At 44.8% G+C, this 18338-nt stretch carries 18 protein-coding genes and 1 pseudogene; all 19 read right to left on the bottom strand.

Features of this window, described 5'->3' with window-relative positions; all coding sequences use genetic code 11:
• Position 1: 1 nt before the first annotated feature.
• The 19 genes and pseudogenes from QNH29_RS06530 to terL all read right to left on the bottom strand — a co-directional run bounded on the left by QNH29_RS06530 (position 2) and on the right by terL (position 17295).
• Entirely contained in the window at positions 2–1822 is a 1821-nt protein-coding gene (locus tag QNH29_RS06530) for a phage tail protein (RefSeq protein ID WP_283864011.1), read from the bottom strand.
• A gap of 112 nt (positions 1823–1934) precedes the next feature.
• A complete protein-coding gene (locus tag QNH29_RS06525; RefSeq protein ID WP_283864010.1) occupies positions 1935–3794 on the bottom strand; it encodes a glycosyl hydrolase family 28-related protein in 1860 nt (619 codons plus the stop codon).
• Positions 3795–3809: 15 nt separating this feature from the next.
• Positions 3810–4613 (bottom strand): phage tail family protein, encoded by an 804-nt coding sequence (locus tag QNH29_RS06520; protein WP_283864009.1) that lies wholly within the window; start codon positions 4611–4613, stop codon positions 3810–3812.
• The gene (locus tag QNH29_RS06515) at positions 4610–7831 is read right to left on the bottom strand and encodes a phage tail tape measure protein (RefSeq protein ID WP_283864008.1); all 3222 of its coding nucleotides are present in this window, start codon (positions 7829–7831) and stop codon (positions 4610–4612) included. The genes QNH29_RS06520 and QNH29_RS06515 overlap by 4 nt, the downstream gene beginning before the upstream one ends.
• A 20-nt stretch (positions 7832–7851) precedes the next feature.
• On the bottom strand, positions 7852–8007 hold the full coding sequence (locus tag QNH29_RS06510; protein ID WP_283864007.1) for a hypothetical protein: 156 nt from the start codon (positions 8005–8007) through the stop codon (positions 7852–7854).
• Positions 8008–8142 (bottom strand): annotated as a pseudogene (locus QNH29_RS30390) (phage tail assembly chaperone); the annotation flags it as partial. It abuts the gene before it with no gap.
• A gap of 8 nt (positions 8143–8150) precedes the next feature.
• Complete coding sequence (locus QNH29_RS06505) at positions 8151–8516, bottom strand: tail assembly chaperone (RefSeq protein ID WP_283864006.1); 366 nt, start codon at positions 8514–8516, stop codon at positions 8151–8153.
• Between the two features lie 67 nt (positions 8517–8583).
• Positions 8584–9024, bottom strand: coding sequence for a phage major tail protein, TP901-1 family (locus QNH29_RS06500; RefSeq protein ID WP_283864005.1), 441 nt, complete (start codon positions 9022–9024; stop codon positions 8584–8586).
• A 13-nt stretch (positions 9025–9037) separates the two neighbouring features.
• Positions 9038–9475 (bottom strand): hypothetical protein, encoded by a 438-nt coding sequence (locus QNH29_RS06495; protein ID WP_283864004.1) that lies wholly within the window; start codon positions 9473–9475, stop codon positions 9038–9040.
• Positions 9476–9477: 2 nt separating this feature from the next.
• Entirely contained in the window at positions 9478–9831 is a 354-nt protein-coding gene (locus tag QNH29_RS06490) for a hypothetical protein (protein WP_283864003.1), read from the bottom strand.
• The gene (locus QNH29_RS06485) at positions 9828–10193 is read right to left on the bottom strand and encodes a hypothetical protein (RefSeq protein ID WP_283864002.1); all 366 of its coding nucleotides are present in this window, start codon (positions 10191–10193) and stop codon (positions 9828–9830) included. The genes QNH29_RS06490 and QNH29_RS06485 overlap by 4 nt, the downstream gene beginning before the upstream one ends.
• Positions 10194–10232: 39 nt before the next feature.
• Positions 10233–11051: a structural protein gene (locus tag QNH29_RS06480; protein WP_283864001.1), complete on the bottom strand. Its 819-nt coding sequence runs from the start codon at positions 11049–11051 to the stop codon at positions 10233–10235.
• On the bottom strand, positions 11048–11389 hold the full coding sequence (locus tag QNH29_RS06475) for a hypothetical protein (protein ID WP_349654893.1): 342 nt from the start codon (positions 11387–11389) through the stop codon (positions 11048–11050). Before QNH29_RS06475 ends, QNH29_RS06480 begins: the two co-directional genes overlap by 4 nt.
• A gap of 15 nt (positions 11390–11404) precedes the next feature.
• Positions 11405–11596 carry a hypothetical protein gene (locus QNH29_RS06470; RefSeq protein WP_283863999.1) on the bottom strand — a complete coding sequence of 64 codons (192 nt, stop codon included), beginning with the start codon at positions 11594–11596 and terminating at the stop codon, positions 11405–11407.
• A 55-nt stretch (positions 11597–11651) separates the two neighbouring features.
• Positions 11652–12773 (bottom strand): SU10 major capsid protein, encoded by a 1122-nt coding sequence (locus QNH29_RS06465; RefSeq protein ID WP_283863998.1) that lies wholly within the window; start codon positions 12771–12773, stop codon positions 11652–11654.
• Positions 12774–12838: 65 nt separating this feature from the next.
• On the bottom strand, positions 12839–13552 hold the full coding sequence (locus tag QNH29_RS06460; RefSeq protein WP_283863997.1) for a phage scaffolding protein: 714 nt from the start codon (positions 13550–13552) through the stop codon (positions 12839–12841).
• 95 nt (positions 13553–13647) lie between these two features.
• Positions 13648–15159 carry a phage portal protein gene (locus QNH29_RS06455; RefSeq protein ID WP_283863996.1) on the bottom strand — a complete coding sequence of 504 codons (1512 nt, stop codon included), beginning with the start codon at positions 15157–15159 and terminating at the stop codon, positions 13648–13650.
• A gap of 48 nt (positions 15160–15207) precedes the next feature.
• Positions 15208–15927, bottom strand: coding sequence for an LAGLIDADG family homing endonuclease (locus tag QNH29_RS06450; RefSeq protein ID WP_283863995.1), 720 nt, complete (start codon positions 15925–15927; stop codon positions 15208–15210).
• A 156-nt stretch (positions 15928–16083) separates the two neighbouring features.
• Entirely contained in the window at positions 16084–17295 is a 1212-nt protein-coding gene (gene terL / locus QNH29_RS06445; protein ID WP_283863994.1) for a phage terminase large subunit, read from the bottom strand.
• Positions 17296–18338: the final 1043 nt, after the last annotated feature.

Genomic DNA, 18338 nt, shown 5'->3' with positions numbered 1-18338 from the left:
ATTATCCCTCCTGTACTACATATCGCACGGAACCATACGTGTGATAAGGATTGACTGATGACCACATACGCCAGTACATCACATACAATCTTCCTGTTGGCACGCCTAAATCAATCAGAATGTCTTTGCGATATCCTTGATTTGTAGAGTGCCTAGATTCTGTCACAACGGCCGAAGCTATCGATGTGGTTTCGTCTTCGGTAAATACGTCAAACGCTGCATTAGCAATATTTCCGTATTGTACACCGCCGTCGGCGTAAAGCATGCAAATTACACGCACATATCTGCTATCATGCTTAAATACAAAACGCTGAATATTTTCAAAACGGTCGTTCGAATTGGTTCGGTAAAACTGCCCTACCTTTTCGACCGCCAAAGTCTGGAATGCTGGCTCAGATCCTTGTATCGCAAAGCTATTACGCATGATACCGTCTTGCATAGAAACGTAACCGTCGGGACGTTCGATTTGCACAGCCCCACCTTTTACATACAACCCATTAGAGTCGATATTAGTATACGCGGTTTCAGTTCCGCCTCGCACTGTGATGTTATTCGCGTCAATCTGACCGGCTGTCAGTAGGCTTGTATTTACGCCAAGGTACGTTATGGCCTCGTTAAAAGTCGCTCCCCCGTCGGTACTAATTCCGACCCCCGCGCTATTTAGCAGTACGAGGTGATTCGGATTGTCTTTCGAACGTGCGATAATGCCGTTATTAAACTCGAGCTCTGTCTGCGCACTCTGAAGTGCTTCCGTAGCACGTTTTACCGCCGCGTCCAAAACGTCATACACGATTTTGCCGTCAGACCCGATGATATCTCCTATCTGCTTCTGAGAGTCGATAATTTGGTCGATAAAACTGCCGCGAATATTCGCAAGAGTAACGTGTGTTTTATATGGGTATTCGCTAGACTCGTCGTACTCTTCCTCGACCTCAGTTAAGCGTGTTTCCACGTCAATACCCATCGGCTCGTAGATCAAGAACACGTCATCGCCTTCGCCTGGCACATCGTAAGGATAGCCGGCCCTCCGTAAGTCAGCGAAATCAATCGTAATCGAAACTTCTGGCTCGTCATTTAGTTCGGCGACTAAGCGCGCGTCTAATCCTTCTAACGTTGTATAACGCTCATCACGAACGGGCTTTGCGTGGCGTATTCCGAATATGGCTGCGTTTGGTGACGTATACTCCGACTCCACCACGTACGTGCCGTCCTCGTTCTTTTTTCCGTAACCCTTAATATATGTCGATAGGTTGTTCGTTTTGACATCGCGAGAAATCGTTTTAACGTTGTAGCTGTACCGGAATTGGAAATCGGTCGCGTTGCCGATTTTTTGTCGGAAAGTTAGGTGCGTACCATTTAGCGTAAACTCCGCTCGGTATCGCTTGAGTAATTCCTGAAATAACGCCAAGCAATTATCATCGCCAAAGTTTTCGAAATCTTGCGCGTAGAATTGGTCTACAATCGCCCATGTGTAGCCGGTGCCACCTAGCACGAATTGAAGCGCGTTTTGAAACGTCATTGATCCGTTGTGTAAGTTATAAACGTGATTGTCGATTAAATCGAAAAACGTATGGACTGCGACGACCTCTTTATAAAACGTAGTGCCTTGCGACTTTTCGGCGAGTTGTTTAATTCGGTAAGACTCTCCGCCAAACTCAACGATTGACTCTTCGGCAACCATCGGGAAGGAGTGCGCATTTTGCTTCGTCGGTAAAACAAAAAAGGCCAGCGTTTTTTCTCCGCTGACGTTCCGATATCGTTTTAAGTTTCGATAGCCGGATAGAGCTTCGGTGTTTCCGGCAATGTCCGTTATAGTAAGCAATATTTCACCGCCTTTACAAATAAAAAAGAGGACTCGCGATGAGCCCTCCGTTGTGTAAATTTACACTGTCTTTTCGAAACTAATTATCGTCGTTAATTCTTCCAAGAACGAATTAAAGCTCTTTGAGTTCTACGAAAAACTTTACAGAATCAGGGAGTGTAGTTCCTGATATACTGGTAGTATCCACTCGATAGGAACTATTCGATTCTGACGTATCCACTATATAGCAGTTGAATGGAGTTTCTCCGATGTTAGGCGTGACAACCCTAAATGTTTTTAACGTAGTCCCGTTAACATCTCTAAGTTTTATATCGACACCCGAATTAGCAACAGATGTTACAATACTACCTTTTACCTCTACCATATATCTTATGCCCGTAGCATGAGCCTTGATTGTATTATCTCCATTAGCTAATCCGAAAGCATCATTTACTATCCCACCGTCTATAGGAACAACAACTGTTCCGATTGCAGGTGTGTAATAATCCACAATACTTGAATAATACCTTTTTTCTTGAAATGTGCTTAAACCTGAATTTCCAATACTTCTTATCTTAGAAAACTTGTTTAAAGTAATGGATATAGGAGTAGCAACGTCAAGAATTATATTTTTTTGCAGAGCAAAGAAAGAATTGTTCATTTCTGTCTGTGTTGGCGCTATATTTGTAAACTTAATTCCATTTGTATAAATGGCTTTACAGTTAATTAAATTGTCATAAAACGAAGGCATATTGGAATCCTTGTTGTAATCCACTAATACAAAAGCCTCGTTTGATGCGCCTGTACTTGGATAGCCTTCCATATAGTTATCCTCAAACGAAAACGACGAAGAATAAAATTTTGCCGTTGCTGGTCTTCCTTGTGTTCCGACAAAATCGCACCCTTTCACATAACCTCCTGTTGCTCTTTCGATAATAAAACTGTTTTGTGATTGTTGCCAAAACCTACAGTTAATTATTGAGGTTGCATGAGCCAAGTTTAAATGTAACCCAACTTTCCCGTGTCGGAAATAACATTCTTCTAGTCTTACACCATTTCCATAAGTAGGGAAGTAAAAAGCGTATTCGTAGTCTTGAAAATAACAGTTTTTAACGTGACTACTAAAATTACTTACACTATTTGTGAATAAAGTTCCTGTTAATGGTGTGTTTGACTTGAATTTTAAACCCTTGATTGTTCCTTTTGTTGCATTAGTGAATACAGTTGGTGCAGACGTTATAATCTCTACTTCTTCGTATCCACTACCAAACAAATAAAGGTTTGCGCTTGCTATAGAACCATTTAATAAATAAGTTCCTGATGGAAAGAATACGTATTTTCCAGTGTTTATAGCATTCTGTATGGCTATTGTATCATCGGTTACACCGTCACCTTTTGCCCCGTAATCCGTAACACTCACAAACGTTTTCTTCATATTTTGTGCCACAGACGTCGTTAGAGAAGCAATGTCATTCGCAAATTTAGTCTCTTTTTTATCGAGTCTTGCCTTTAAAGTTGCGTTAGTTGTGCCGTCAGCTTCCACCCTTGCTTGAGAAGTTTCTGCATTTGTAGCACCGACTGCAAACTGATTGAGCTGTGCTTGAATTGAATTTTTCAATATCTGAATATCGGACACACGATAGGCTATCTGATCCTCAATATATGTCGATTGGTTACTGTCGATATTAGACTGGATGTGCAGTTTAATATATCCGTTATTCGGAAACGTTTTAACTTTACCGTTCGAAAACGTTACCTCAAACTCGGCTTGAAACACGCCCGCTGCTAACGTATCTGTTTCCGTAAGTGTATACTCAACGGTACCGGCAGCCGCATTGACAATCGTTGCCGCTGCATTCGTAATTAACGTGTTTCCTTTGCCCATAATAAAACGGACAGTGGCACCCGTTAAGTTAACCGGAGTACCGTCCGCATTGGTCATCGTATATCCGATAACGTCTTTGGTATCGTTACGTTTAAGTTGTATCGTCATTACTTGCCCTCCTTACTAAATAGTGTAAAAACGGAAGTCGAACGTAATCTCATACGCACCTGTCGCTCCCGTTATTTGAAAGTCATTCCAACCTTCGGCAAGTCTAATTAATTTACGGTTCGTATTCCGAAAAATAGAAAGACCGTTCTTTGTCGCACGTATTCCGTCAAGTTTAACCGTGTCTGATACGGCAGTTGTTCCGGTATACTGCCACACGTCTCCGGTAGTTAAGTTCGTTATTTTTAAGTTAGTGGACGCGCCCTTAAACGTTATGACTAACGGCATTTCGCGAGGATTAACCGCGACATCACCTTCGTTATAGATTTCGAACGAGCTCGCCGAATGTCGGTAATTAATTTCACGACTACCGGTGCCGGTAATTTGCGCAGCCGCCGTATTTGGGTCTAACGTAGTTAGGACGGACTCTGCAAACGGCTGTTCAACGGTGACTAGTTCTACTACGAAAAATCCGTATAACTGCTGTTGTTCCGGACTAAAAGGCGCCGCCACCTTTACGAGCCATCGCTTATCCGGATGTCTCGACTCCGTGACGTAGAACGCTTCTGCCGTCTGAAACATCCGAAATACCTCATGTCGTAGCCTAGCGTAATCTTCCTGGTCGACCGCTTTAGCGTAAAAGGAAACGGTGATATTTCTCGGATCGTATTCCGTTCCCATGTCTACTGTGCCGTGCCTTCCCTGGACAATTTCGAAAGAATGGCGAGGCGTCAGCGATGAAACTACAAAGTCACGCGTTGTAATTCCGAGTTCCTCAAGGTCGTAAACCGTTCCATCTAACCGCTCAATTATCGTGTTCATCGCTTCAAACCTCCCATCCTTGCGCGAAGATTAAATTTATCTGATTGCATAGTGTCGAGATATGGTTCGGTGATTCTCGCTACTTCTACTCCGTCCATCTCAACGACATTCGTAATATAAATTGGACGGTTATTGTCTGCGGACTGCTGAATTACTTCAAGACTTCCGGCCGACTGTACCGCCAATGCGCCCATGCTCGGAGTTTCGTACGCTAAGGATAGCGTAGATGTTTCCGGCAATGCTGCGTTAGCCATGTCCGAAGTTACTCCTTGTACCTTACGGACCATCGACTCGATACCCTTTGCGAAGCCTTCGCCTGTGTATACGCCGAGCTCCATCATTACTCGCGAAGGTGAATGGATGTTTAGCGCCTTTTTAATCGTGTTTCCAACACCGGCCGCAATTTCCTTTGCTTTATTCCATACGGCTGACGCCATCGAACTTATCCCTCGGATTAATCCGCTGATGATGTTTTTCCCTACCTGTAGTAAGTCGACTTTGCTTATCTCCTTGACGATTGTGCTTCCGATACTAAACGCCGCACTTATGAGTTGACCGATGATAGAAACTAAGCCCTTGATTAACGCGAGTACAAGCTGAGCACCTGCGCTAAGAATTTGCGGTAAATGCTGGATAATGGCCTTAATTATCGATATGGCTAATTTTATAGCAGTCTGAATTAACATCGGTATTATTTTAATCAGTCCCTGGATAAGCGCCATAACCAACTTTACTCCTGCGTTAAGAATCGCCGGTAAGTTCGCTATTAGTGCGCCAACAATTGCGAAAACTAACATAATCGCAGTATCAATCAGCATCGGCAATATCTTAATCAATCCACCAATCAACGCCATTAGAATCTGAACACCAGCGTCGATAATCGCCGGTAAGTTTTCGATTAATAGCTGGACTACCGACATAATGAGCAACAACGCAACCTCAATTAGACTCGGAATCATAGAGATTATTCCGTCAATAAGCGATGTAACTAACTTAAAGCCTGCGTCAATAATCAAAGGCAGCGCTTGGATAATTCCGGTAATTAACGCCATTAATACCTCAATTCCAGCGTTAATAATTAAAGGTAGTGCCGAAATGATTGCGTTTAGTAACGTAGTAAAAACATCGATTGCCGCCGTGATTAATTGAGGCAATGCCAAGGCAATTCCGAGGACTAACGTCGTCAAGATTTGCGTACCTGCTGTCGTCAGTTTAGGTAGTACCGTTGTTATCGTCTCTGCAAATGTATTTACGAGTTCCGTAATAAACCCGATGAGCGTTGGAATTTGCGAAAGTATTCCGCCCAATATGCTCGTAATTAATTGCACACCCGCTTCAAGAAATATCGGCAGATTCGCCACGAATGTATCGATCATTCCGGTAATGGAATCGACGACTTTCGTCATTAATTCCGGCACTGTCAGACCCATTCCGTCGGCGATTGCCTTTACGATATTTACACCAATAATAATTAGGCGAGGAATTCCGCCAAGCAGATAACCGATAAGAGACGGAAGAAATTTCGCAGCCAACTCCATCACACCGCTAAAATCGAGGTTCATCGCTTTGCCGAACGCTTCTTTTGCCGCATTGCCGAAGTTGGTTAGTTTTTCGATGATACCCCCGATGATTGGCGCCACCAATGCCGAAACTTTTTCGAATGCGTTGACGGCTTTATCTCTGAACGATTCTAGAGCCGGAATAATACCCGCAACGAACGCTCTCGTTCCTTCGGCTGTCGCCTTTACCATAACCGCAAAAGCTTCCTTCGTTGCCGTCGCTACTTTCTTAGTCGTTTCAATAATCCACGCCCAAGCCGCGTTAACTCCGTTTCGGAACCATTCTATCTCGTTATATGCGATATATAACGCCGAACCAATTAGCACAATCGCCGCAATCGCTCCACCAATAATACCAACGAGCTTTAGCAAAGCCATCGAACTAAGTCCGAACATGGTTGCGATAGCCCCAAAGCCTGCGACAATGGACGGGATAAATCCAATAATAATTAACATAGGTCCGACAAATAAAGCTAAGATTGCCGTGAGTGCCGCTCCTACGACGAGGAATTTCTTGGTTGCGTCGCTGAGCGAGTTAAACTTATTAACTACTTTACCGAGAAAATCAGCTACTGCAATGACGTAAGGCACGAGTTGGTCGCCGATTGAAATAACGAGTGATTCGATAGCACCCTTTAACCGCTCGAGCGCACCGCCGATACCGGCCTTCATCTGCTCGGCTGTCTCCGCCGCCATTCCGCCACTTTCTTCGAGTGCCTTCGTAAATTCACCGAGTGCCGCCGGTCCGTTTCCGATTAGCGTCATCATACCGGACATTGCTTCAGCCCCGAATATTGCGCCGATTGCCGCCATTTTCTGCGACTCGGTCATACCGTCCATTCCGACCTGCAATTCGCCAATCAGCGTCTGCAAGGATTTAAACTTTCCGTTTTGATCCTGTACCGCAATACCTAGCTTGTCGAGTGCTTTCTGCGCCTGTTTCGGAGGCTTAACGAGTCGTAACATCGCCATTCGGAGCGTTGTACCAGCCGTCTCCCCCTTAATTCCAGCATTTGCCATAATACCGGTAGCAGCCGCAAGTTCTTCCATCGAAATGCCGAGTTGTGCCGCCGCTGGCGCCGCATATTTGAACGCGTACTGCATGTCGGCAATACCCGCAGCAGATTTATTCGCAGTCATCGCCATAACGTCCGCTACCTTATTCGCCTCGCTCGCTTCCATTCGAAACGCGTTGAGTGCTGACGTGATCGTGTCAGATACTAGCGCTAGGTCTTCGCCGGATGCCTCCGCCGCTTTAATAATGCCGGGCATGGCCGCAATTGTTTGATTTGCGTCGAATCCTTTTGCCGCTAATTCCGTCATAGCATTTGCGACTTCCTTCGCACTTTTGGACGTAGTTGCTCCGAGGTCAAGTGCCGCGTCCTTCATGTCGTCTAATTCTTTCGCACTTGCGCCGGCAATAGCGCCAGCTTTACGAATGGCCGTATCAAAGTCCGCCGCTGTCTTAACAGCACCGCCTAGCCCCGCTGCAACTGCTAGCCCGAAACCCGTTACAACTTTCCCGAGATCACCTAGCGCCTGGAACCCTTTTTGCGTATCGCGAACAAATCCCGAAACTTGCCGGCTCGCCTGGTTTAACCCACTCGTAAGGTTCGATATGTCCGCACCTACCTGGACGAGAATATTTTGATCCGCCATATTCTCCCTCCTTTCCCGTATTACTTAAAATCAAATTGCGATAACCATTCGGAGGCATGCTCCGCTTGTTTTACCATCGCCTCAAGTTTGCGTTCATCCTTTTCGCCATTCTTAGGTCGTTTAAATAAGTCACTAGCCTTCGGACGCTTGGCCCGGTGTGCTGACTCGCGCATCATAGCGAACATAGCTTCACGTTCAAACTCGTCATACTGACGCTCACGTTGCGCATTAAGTAAGATAGTAAACTCGCGATGAGTTAACGCATAGACTTCCGCAGGCCTGAGTCCGAGATAGCGCCAGCCGTCCGACAGCGCTTTGTCTACTTGAGAAGTTCCTGCATTTGCGCCATTGCTTCCGGATTCTTCGCCACTAGTTTCGCTACTATCTTCTTGTAGAAAAAACTTTCCGAAACAACCTCGTTAGATGTTTTAAGTACGTATTCCATGTCGAGCTTTTCCGCCTCGAACGCCTCTTCGATAGCCTTTTCAACGTCTTTGTACGCAATATTTTCGCCAGTATGGAATAGCCCTGCGTGAACAATATGCGTAAATGTATCTAATTCGCCCGCGATTGCTTTACCGATTAAGCCTAGCGAACCGCCTTCGAACAAACCGTCTAAATGCTTAACACTTGCGAATGTTAATTTTAATTCGTATTCCTTGCCGTTAACTTCGAACCTTGCCATCTATAAAAACCCCTTTTGGTTAATTTTCAAAAATAAAAGACGAGCCAAATAGGCCCGCCGTGTTTGATTAAACTGCTCCTGTCGGAATAGTTACTAGTGTCTCTTCCGTTACTGATCCGTTGAGTGTACCGCTTAGAGAATAGGTTGCGAAATCGCCATTTCCGAATGACTTCTCGAAGGATGAAATCATATACATGCCATGCTCTGCTTCTTTTGTACGTGTGTTAATCTCGTAAATTTTAACTAGTTCTTTGTTTCTGATTGCGCCTTTAATAAAGTCGATGAACGGATCGCCTTCAGAAAGAACGCCTTCTAAGGAAACTTCTTCCGTCACCTTCCCATAATCCGAGCCCGTCTTATCTTTTGTATCTAAATCGATAGCGTCAGCAGTGATCGTTTTAGTTCCTCCAGTTTGGTTAAACGGGCGAACAATTGTGTCTGATCCTGTAGTTTCTGGTGGAATTGCTACTGCGAATAAAAGTTCTTCACCGCGAAATTCGATTGCCATTTATAACCGCCTCCTATAGCGTGTTTTTATTGAATGTCACATCAACTTCGACGTCGAAGTAAATGCGATGTTTTTTCGTTTCGTCACTAACATCCTCAGCAGGCATCGGAACCTCAGCCGTTATGCTTGCATTAAAAAACCCGAGCGAGTATCTCCCCGGTGTGGTTGCGTCCAGTAATTCTATTTCATCGAATAACAATACTCGTTTCAATTCGTCCTGCTTAAGTGCCCGATCCGTTGCGCTACTAGCAAATAAACCGATTTGAAAACGATAAATAGTACGTACAGCCTCTCGCCGTTTCGATAGAATTGTCGTGTTGTTTTGCATTTGTTCAATCGTGATAAACGGTTTTGTTTTCGGCAGTTTAACTCCGTCGTATATCCACACGACTTTAATGCCCGTTTTAACTTCGATGTGTGTAAGCAAAGAATGTTGTAAATTATACTGCATACTCACGACCCCATTTCGCCGAGGCGTTCGTTTATTTTGTTTCGGTAAGGCTCGCGATTATTCCAAACCGTTTTACGGACGAAGCCCTTTTTCGTGCGGTGTTCGTATTCCTGGCGCTTTGCATAAGGGACATCGGAGCCGTATGACCAGGACACGTCCGCCTCTTTTCGCACACTAGGAGGAAACGAGTTTTTTAGTCTGCCTGTATCAACCGGAGCCGCTTGCGCCGTTTCGTTCGCCATTTTACGAGTGTACGCTTCGGTTATCCTATCAAGGTCAGTTTTTAACGGTCCGGCGTCTAGCGTGCGCAATACGTCGTTCAATCCGGCCACATTAACGGTAAATGTACGACTCATGTTATCAGCCTCCCGACAAACTCGGCACGATTACGTTCGCCAATGCCTTTTTTATCCTTAGAAATAACTTCGTAGGATTTACCGTCGTATTCCACTGACTTAATATTTTCGTAGATGTCCGCAACCTCACCAATAGCAACGCTAAACCAAATGTCGCCTTTTTCGACTTCAATGCCGTTCTCCAAGTACCGGTCAATCTTTACCTGCGACGATATCTCAGTGACTACGCCGACCGTTGGTTTCGGTTTTTCATCTCCGCCAATAACCTCGTCTGTTATCGGATCAACTTCGCCTCCGTCCTCGTATATCAGTGTGATAGATGACTGGCGATTTGCTACGACTTCAGCGCGAGTTTTGCGCATAAATTCAATATCTTCCTTTGATAACAACGTAATCACCTCCTAGAGATAGTCTTCGTCAATGACGTAGGTAATGAATGACGAGCAGTTCGGGTGTGGCATATAAATCTGACTGTCGCTTGGCTTAAAGATTCCGGAACCCACTCCGTAATTGTCCTCGCGCGCTAACTTATAGCAACGGTGAGAAGGGTGATGACGGTGCCTTCGTCCGCTTTCATTGATTTTTACCCACTGCACGATATCGCTTCTTTCAGCGTTCATTGCCGTAGCCGCCCGGTATGCCGTATTGCCTTCCGTCACGACCAGCCGCTTTATTTTCCAAGTTTCGTTTTCGTGAACTTGACGAATGTTTGCGATCATCGTACTTACCGACTCCCCGCGAAGTATATCGGCGCGCAATACTTTCGATAGTTCGTCGCGCATATCTCCGCTAAGTCGCCAAACACGGTCGCTCAAAATAAGCCCATCTTCTCCAAACCGCTTTACAACGTATTCGAATACGTCTCGATTAAGTCGCTCCATTTGCGCAGTGACAAGCGCACCAGATCCGACAGCGCCGAGTATGGCCGCGTTTGCTCCGGCAGTGGTGAACGCCGATGTTTCTTTGATAATCGCGTCCATAGCAGCAGTACCATATTCCCGAATTAACAACTCGACCTCGTTTAGCTCACGCAATAAACGGGCCAATCTTTCGCGTTTGATAATGCCGTCTTTGTCCGCAAAGTCTGAAAGGATGTCGGAGATATCACCGCGAACCCTCGCGATTTCTTTGATTGCGAAATTAATTTGCTTGTCGTTTAGTTTCTGATAATCGCCCGCCAGCTTTTCGAGAGCTGCGTCGAGCTCCGCATGTTTTGTCATCGTTCATCAGCTCGCCCAGTATGTGATTGACTAGCGCCACGCCCTCGGAGATATTTTCGATAATTTTTCCTTGCTGCTGTCGCTAGTTTCACATAATTGGCGTGAATATTCGTTTTGTCCACTGACTCTTCGCCGTCCGTGTATTTAAAAAACTGTGCCGCGTTAGCCGCAATTGTTTCATAAGCGATTGCAAGAGCTAGGTAAAAGACTGCATTTTCGTTTTCACTTTCAGTTAAGCCCGATTCAGTTTCGGATTCTTCGGCCCACATAGCAACATCGTATGGAGTAACGCCGGGTACTTTCGCTAAACGCGTCTGCAATCTATCTGACACTGCCATGGGGCGTCACCTCCGTTATTTTTTAGGCTTTGTAGGTGCTTTTGGTTTTTCTTCCGGCGTATCCAAACGTTCAATGAATGGCGCGCAACCATCTAGAAATTCAATCTCTAAATCGTTGGTTGTTTCAAAAATCCCTTCGGAATTAAACTGAACGTGCAACTCCGGACGAAGTAACTCGTAATTAGGCAATGTCCTATATTTCGCCAAGTTGTCGTCCTCCTTTCGATTCACAAAGAAAAAGCGAGCCGAAGCTCGCCGTTAATTATGAAATAGTTTTAGAAATACCAGAAAGAACAGCGATAGACTCTTTAGCGTTCTTGATTTCGAAACCTAATTCGCCACGAATAACACGAGAGAAGTAGTCTCCACCAGGAAGTGTAGCGTCTTGGTCATAGACTGGTGTTAAATAACGCGCTTTGATCTTATCGACATCAAGTAATAGGGCGCGGTCTTTAGGCATGTTTTGGTCAACAACTACGCTTGAGATGGCTCCGCCAGGTAGGTCGGATACGAAGCTCAAGATTTGGTGACCTGTTTGAGTTTCTCCACGATTTGTTTGGATAGTGTTACCTGCAAGTTTTGTGATTTGACGTGCTACGTTTGGAGAACAAAGAATTGTGTTGACTGATCCACCGCGAGTGAATACAGCTTCAACAGCGTCATTTAGTCCTTTAGCAGCAATTTCGGCATTAGCAAAGTCTTTGTTGAAAGATCCTTGTTCGTTAGCGAAAGCGAAAAGTCCGCCTGTAGTACGTGGTTGTGCGCCAGACCCAACGTACTTACGTCCGTAGATTAATGAGTTGTTTTGTTCGCGAACCATTTCTTGCAAACGAAGGTTAACTTGGTAATCTAACTCGTCTTCGACACCGTAAGTGTTGATTTGTTGTTGCGTACGAGATACCGCAGCATAACGAGAGAAAATTTGAGAGTAGTTAAATGACACTAGACGGTCATTAATTTCGTTCTTACGGAATGTGTCTTCGCCTTCTGGGCGTGGTCTAGCAATGATTTTCAACTCGTCGTTATTTGCAATTGCTTCCGCAGTAGTAGCGTCAAATCCACGCTGAACTGTGATTGTGTGCGCGCCTTCGTCAACCGCAGTAACACGCATAACTTCAAGTCCTTTTTGAACTAAAGCATTAACTGCGAACTTTCTTGCGTCTCCTGGCTGTAGTGCGATAACTGTGTCAGATGCTAATTTAGCTGCTGAAGCGACTGCCGTATCACTGTTCAAGTAATCGTTCTGCCACTCGAACTTAGTTTGCGTTAACGCTTCGCCTGTTCCGATAAGACCGAAAAGAACCGGTGCTTTCGCTAAGATTAGATCGACGTTCGCCTGCATTTGACGAACTTGTTGCTGGAATGAATATGAAGTTTGTACCATTTGTAAATCCCCCTAATTGTTTTTTTTAGTTTTAAAATTAAAAAAGCCGCCTAAATTTTTGGCGACTATTTATTACGTAACTCCAATATTTCGTTATATAATTTAGTAACCTTACCAAGCAGTCTTGGATTTTTAATTGCTTGCGCCTTTATGTCCGCAAGTTCCTTCTCTTTTGCACTTAACTCATTAACGCTAGGATTTTTCGCCGGATTACTACCGCCCGACGCGTCCGCACCAATCGCTTGCTTAAACATCCACGGTTTCGCCTCCTTTAGCGCTCTGACCGCCTCTTCAACGCCTTTTACGTTACCTTCTTCGTCAATCTCTAAGTTTGCCTTATCAAGTAAAGCAAGTACGTCCGCTGGGTCATTTGCGTTTAAGGAACGGGCAATACTTTTAATTTCCGTGTTCATAATGCGTTGATTAGCCGACTCCTGCGCCTTCTTGGCTTTCTCCGCTGCTTCCTCCGCTTTCTTAGCCGCCTCTTCTTTCTCGGCTTTCAAGCGTTCCGTTTCGGACATAGCCGCTGTCTTGCGTTCCTCTTCTGCCTTCTCAAACTCTTCTAGGCGTTTAAGCTTTGCGTCTAGTTCTGCTTGCTTTTCCTTTTCGCGTTTCAGACGCTTTTGAATCATTTCGTCGATTTCGGCTTGTGTAAAGGTTTTTTCCGGGACCTTCCCGTTATCAGCCGGTGTTTTATCGTCGACTTTTGTTTCTGGAGGAGTATTGTCATCCTCTGCAAACTGCTGTAGATTTAACGGTAATAAAAATCGTTTAAACATCGTATACCTCCCGCTTTATAGTCGCGTAGACTGTTAAATTACGGATAATAACAACCGACAGTTTATCGCGTCATATCGTAGGACAAGTTTCGTTATTATTCCGTTACTTGCGTAGTGTTTTCGTTATACGGGTCTTGAGTCTGTCGCATAAGATTACGCTCGGCGATAATCTCCATTAATTTCGCTTCGGCATTTTCCTTACCGCTACGAGTAATCGCGCCCTTAATCGATTCAATTTGTGTTGCTATCTCTTCGCCTAATTGTGTCACAAGTGCCGCCTGGTCTTGCGGTAAAGGTAATCCGAACACAATTTCACTGTAGTAATACTCGTCAACTTGTGCGAGCCATTCCTTGTCGTACTTAAATCTCGGATGATCTTGACGTGCTTTCATATACCGCAAAATATATTCGTTTAGCGTTTGTAACCTAGATTGCCAGATAATCCATGAACGTTGAGTTTTCGAAATGATGGACGAAAACAATAACTTCAGTGCAACGTCGTTTATTCCGCCAGTTTTCATGTCAGACGTGTTTACGATTGGAACTTCGCTTATTTCGTGTAGGGCTTCGTACATTCGGTCGAGATACCCTTCGATCGCTTCCTTAAACTTAAAGCCGCTTTCAAGCTTTTTGGCTTCAGGCGTACCGTCTTCACCGCCGTCACCGAGATTCCACTTTGCGCTCGGACTAATTTTCAACGGATTTTTAGGGTCTTCCTCGACGTTAGTTAAGAGTGTTATGGCAAACATCTCGAATCGGAGCGCGTCGGAATAATCGCTTAACTTACGGTCTATCTCGTCCGCAACCTCGACCATCTTTTCGAGCTCAGAGAATCCGTGGAAGTCTCCGGACAACTTCTCAGTCGGTATCTGTACAACCGGAATGAAGTCGAGCCCCATCGATTGTCGCTCGACTCGACTTTCAATAACCGTCAACTCTGCGTCATAAACCGCTTCTTCAATTTCGCAGTCATAATATCCTGAATCTTCGTCGCCTTTCCAAATGAGGTAATACGACAGTTTCCAAAGGCGCGTACCTTCTTCGTCCAACCACGCCGAAAAGTGAATGGCGTCGAGTTGATCAGTATCCCATTCGTTATAAACCGGAATAACTTCGTAAGAAGGGTGCCATAAAATCCGAAGTTGGCCTCGCCTTTTATCGTAGTGCAGGCGAGCATAAACGCCCGTTCGCGAAATAGCTCTGTCTTTTGCCGCAGCAAGCAGCTTTTCATGCATGCGATTATCGTCCCATACCCACTGTAATAAACGTTCTTTTGCTTTAGCACGACTGTTCTCCGCCTGTTGTTCATTAGATGGCGAGTAGCCCGGATTTACCATTAACGCAGGGTCATCGAGGATGTCCGGTGGTACACTTACCTTAGGTTCTTTCTCGAATTGCCATGCCGCAATGGTGTCGACTAACTTACGCGGGTAGTTCATTGCCAGCGTAGTAGGTTTATAGTCGAGTTCCGGTGGCTTTGTGTAATTTGTCCATACGTTTTGTGAACCTTCGTAGCGTCTATACAACTTCAATTCGTCTTGTATGCGTTGGTACTCAGTAAAACCAAGTGCTACTTCGAGTGGTTGCTCAAATACAAACGGATTCATTAAGTTTCTATCTACTTGAACTATGGTGCCCGCCTCCTTTCTTTCTCTTTACGAAACTAGTAATTTGTTAAAACTCGCTTTTTTCCGCTCCATCCCGAAAGAAGTATCATAACAAGCCCACGAGCCTAACTTTTTTAAATCCTCTAGACACGATATGCGATAGTAGTAAACATCTTTAGTCGTGTGTTTTGTTAGATTCCTGTCTCCTCCAATTGCCTCCTCAACGAAGCGTTTAAAATCCGAGATGAATTCTAATGAGGCGCACGCGAAAGAGAAGTGATAATATTTTCCGGACATAAAAATAGCGCCGTCTCCATCTATAAGACCGCGCGTGAAATGTGGAATGTACTTCTTTGGTATATTTTTAAATTCTAATGTATGGGTTTTCTGCGGCACTATTCCGTAATGGCTAAGTATGGTTTGAACTTCATCGTTCCTAAACCACAACTCGTAATAAAGATTGCCTGCTTGTGTAACGCCCGTGCCAACTTTATTTTTATAGCTAATTTTATGAACTAACCAATCGATAACGTCTTTGTCAATTAATTTTATCCCGATAATTCCTTCTGTCTTTACATAACCATCAGTCGCCCACAATCCAAGGGTGTAAGCTAAATCGTCCGACATTTCACGGAAGAAATTAACGTCAATATTCACGGGCTTTGTCTCTGACCCTTTTCTGGGTACTATACCGAGTTTCTTAAGTTTTACTCCAACAGAAGATTTGCTTTTTAAACCGTATATGTCGGCGATTTCTTGTAACGTCATTTTCTCGCATATATAAAGCTGTTCCAAAGTGTTTTTTGTTATTGCTCTCCACTCTTTAATAACAACCGTCCCCTTTTGATTGTTTTCTCCTTGTAAAGATTGACCACCAGGCGTAGGAGTTCGCTTTTCGGGAGCTACCCTAGATGGTCAAGTGTGTTAATATCGATATGAGCCCGCGTTTCCTGCTTTTCGTTTATCTGCTTTCACGGCTACAGCAATCGACATTTGCAAGGAATCTAGTGCATCATCGAAATAACCGCCTCTGCCGTCGTATCTTTCAAATTGGTCGATCATTTCCGCGAACTTTCTGTTAAAACGAATTGTTCCGTTTTCTATATCTGGTTTCATCGCTTCAATTCGTAACTCTTTTCGCGTTCTGTTCTTTATTTCTTTCAGTCTTGTGGTTGCTGGATATCCCTCAGTTATCAGACGCTTACTTAAGTGCTTTGCCATAAATTCCTGTGCAGCGTTTGAGTCCGCCGCCACTACATCCGGTTGCCAGTGTAATACTTTTTCGACAATAACATCAAAAAACTTATCAATTACTATACGTTGTACATACGAATCAACCACATAAATGATTCCAGTTTCTTTGTGTCTTGCAATAACTGATATTGCTGAAAAGTCACCATTTTGTTTCCCGAAAGCGAAATCGACACCCAGCGAGATAAAATAATCGGCTGGATTTATATTAAGAACATTCCAATAAGTGAAAGTCTCGGGATTATAAATCATCGAGTCTTCGTCAATAGGGTTATTTTGATATTCCGTATTAAATGCCTTCGATCCGTTATCCCATTTCCACATCATTAATTTAAGTATCGGTTGTACCTGTGGCCAAAGAACCGCACATCCTCTAAGCATTTCTTCTTCGTTATCTTTATAAAATTTTTCGGCGTCTTGTTTTCGGTTCTTGTTTTCGCGTTCAATATAAATCAAACGGCATTTTTCCCATAAGTCTCCGCGTTCAGGATTGGTAATAATGGCGCGATATATCTTGGTACTGAAGTCAGACCGCTCAGTAAGAACGTGCATAAGAAGGCTCGATATATGCACTGTGGTGCCCATTATTACGAAAGCCGTCCGCTTGCCCTTCGGATCACCTAACGGCATTACCGTCTGGCTAAACCAATCGCGTAATTTCGACCGTTGCTCCGGCGTACTTGCGTTACCGCCTGGCCTTGCGTCCTCCAAGTCATCACAGACGATTAAGTCCGGCCGCGTTCCGTTCCAGTTACGTCCACGGAGCGCCTGACCGGTCGACGCCGCTTCGACTAGCGCTATCTGTCTGCGACTTTCGCCGTCTTGATACCATGCGATAAATGCTTCGGAGTTGTCGGTAATATTCGCCTGATCTTTCGGCGACAATAACGGGCCAAAGTCCTCGCGAAGCTTGGCGTTATATTTCAATTGATTGCGAATCCATTCCATGTTGGCCTTCGAAACTGCCGGCGTTTCCGATATGATAATCGTGTAACGGCGTTTGCGGTAAACGATTTCGCTGACCGGGAAAGCCTTCGATAAGTATGTGCTTTTTGCGTGGCTTCGGGGTGCAGCTGCCGCTATCTTTGCGTTAACTTGCTCGGTCGAAACCACGTTCATAATGTCCGTAATTTCGCGATGGAATGTCGGCGCTTCCTCTACGCAAGCTATGTCAAAGCCGTCCCAGTTTCCGTCATTTTCCGGATTGCGCGCTTCCGAAAAGTATTCGATGGAGAATTCGAGCAGATTTCCCTCGCAACGATGAATGCGATTTAGGCGCTCGAGCTCCGTTGATTTCTCGAAGTAGTCCGCAATCACATCGGAGGGCAGGTCGTCGCCGTAACGGTCGTCCAGTGCGCTTAAATAGTCCGTGAATATATCGATTAATTCCTTACGTTCTTTGCGATTAAGCCAGCGATTATTAACCCATGCGATGATGGCCGCCCTCCTTTCGAATAAAATGCGAATGGCCCACCGCTAGGCATACGGCAGGCCAAAGTGATTTTTTGATATGCGGATTTTAAAACGGCTTGGAGCCGAGCTGGCGCTTTGACCTCCGCCCCCCCCTATTTCGACATATCCGCGTCGAATATCGCGCTGTATACGTCTGCATAAATACGCAACAAAACTGCGTAAAATAACGATTATACGCAATTAACTAATATCACAACCGCGCCATACCAACGTTTATACGCTGCGTAAATAATATCGATATGCAATCCTTTATACATCGTTGATATACCGCCATTTATACGCCAGCAGCTCCGATTATTGCCCGTAATTACTGCATAAGTGAACTACGGCTCATGTTCGGTTGATCGGCGCTTATTCGACAAAGCGATGAGAGGGTCGCGCGCAGAACGGGCTGTGCTGGTCGCAAGCGATAGCTAAACGGAGCCTCTATCGGAACCATTCGGAATCCTTATCCG

The organism is Neobacillus sp. DY30, from assembly GCF_030123065.1.
Taxonomy (GTDB): domain Bacteria; phylum Bacillota; class Bacilli; order Bacillales; family Cytobacillaceae; genus Neobacillus.
The sequence above is the reverse complement of the archived record's forward strand: the minus strand, read 5'-3'. Positions and strand labels throughout refer to the sequence as shown.

What these genes read in the sequence shown, in the direction of transcription:
- QNH29_RS06525 (WP_283864010.1), bottom strand. Translation starts at nt 3,794, where the DNA reads ATGACGATACAACTTAAACGTAACGATACCAAAGACGTTATCGGATAT.
- QNH29_RS06520 (WP_283864009.1), bottom strand. Translation starts at nt 4,613, where the DNA reads ATGAACACGATAATTGAGCGGTTAGATGGAACGGTTTACGACCTTGAG.
- QNH29_RS06515 (WP_283864008.1), bottom strand. Translation starts at nt 7,831, where the DNA reads ATGGCGGATCAAAATATTCTCGTCCAGGTAGGTGCGGACATATCGAAC.
- QNH29_RS06510 (WP_283864007.1), bottom strand. Translation starts at nt 8,007, where the DNA reads ATGATGCGCGAGTCAGCACACCGGGCCAAGCGTCCGAAGGCTAGTGAC.
- QNH29_RS06505 (WP_283864006.1), bottom strand. Translation starts at nt 8,516, where the DNA reads ATGGCAAGGTTCGAAGTTAACGGCAAGGAATACGAATTAAAATTAACA.
- QNH29_RS06500 (WP_283864005.1), bottom strand. Translation starts at nt 9,024, where the DNA reads ATGGCAATCGAATTTCGCGGTGAAGAACTTTTATTCGCAGTAGCAATT.
- QNH29_RS06495 (WP_283864004.1), bottom strand. Translation starts at nt 9,475, where the DNA reads ATGCAGTATAATTTACAACATTCTTTGCTTACACACATCGAAGTTAAA.
- QNH29_RS06490 (WP_283864003.1), bottom strand. Translation starts at nt 9,831, where the DNA reads ATGAGTCGTACATTTACCGTTAATGTGGCCGGATTGAACGACGTATTG.
- QNH29_RS06485 (WP_283864002.1), bottom strand. Translation starts at nt 10,193, where the DNA reads ATGCGCAAAACTCGCGCTGAAGTCGTAGCAAATCGCCAGTCATCTATC.
- QNH29_RS06480 (WP_283864001.1), bottom strand. Translation starts at nt 11,051, where the DNA reads ATGACAAAACATGCGGAGCTCGACGCAGCTCTCGAAAAGCTGGCGGGC.
- QNH29_RS06475 (WP_349654893.1), bottom strand. Translation starts at nt 11,389, where the DNA reads ATGGCAGTGTCAGATAGATTGCAGACGCGTTTAGCGAAAGTACCCGGC.
- QNH29_RS06465 (WP_283863998.1), bottom strand. Translation starts at nt 12,773, where the DNA reads ATGGTACAAACTTCATATTCATTCCAGCAACAAGTTCGTCAAATGCAG.
- QNH29_RS06460 (WP_283863997.1), bottom strand. Translation starts at nt 13,552, where the DNA reads ATGTTTAAACGATTTTTATTACCGTTAAATCTACAGCAGTTTGCAGAG.
- QNH29_RS06455 (WP_283863996.1), bottom strand. Translation starts at nt 15,159, where the DNA reads ATGAATCCGTTTGTATTTGAGCAACCACTCGAAGTAGCACTTGGTTTT.
- QNH29_RS06450 (WP_283863995.1), bottom strand. Translation starts at nt 15,927, where the DNA reads ATGACGTTACAAGAAATCGCCGACATATACGGTTTAAAAAGCAAATCT.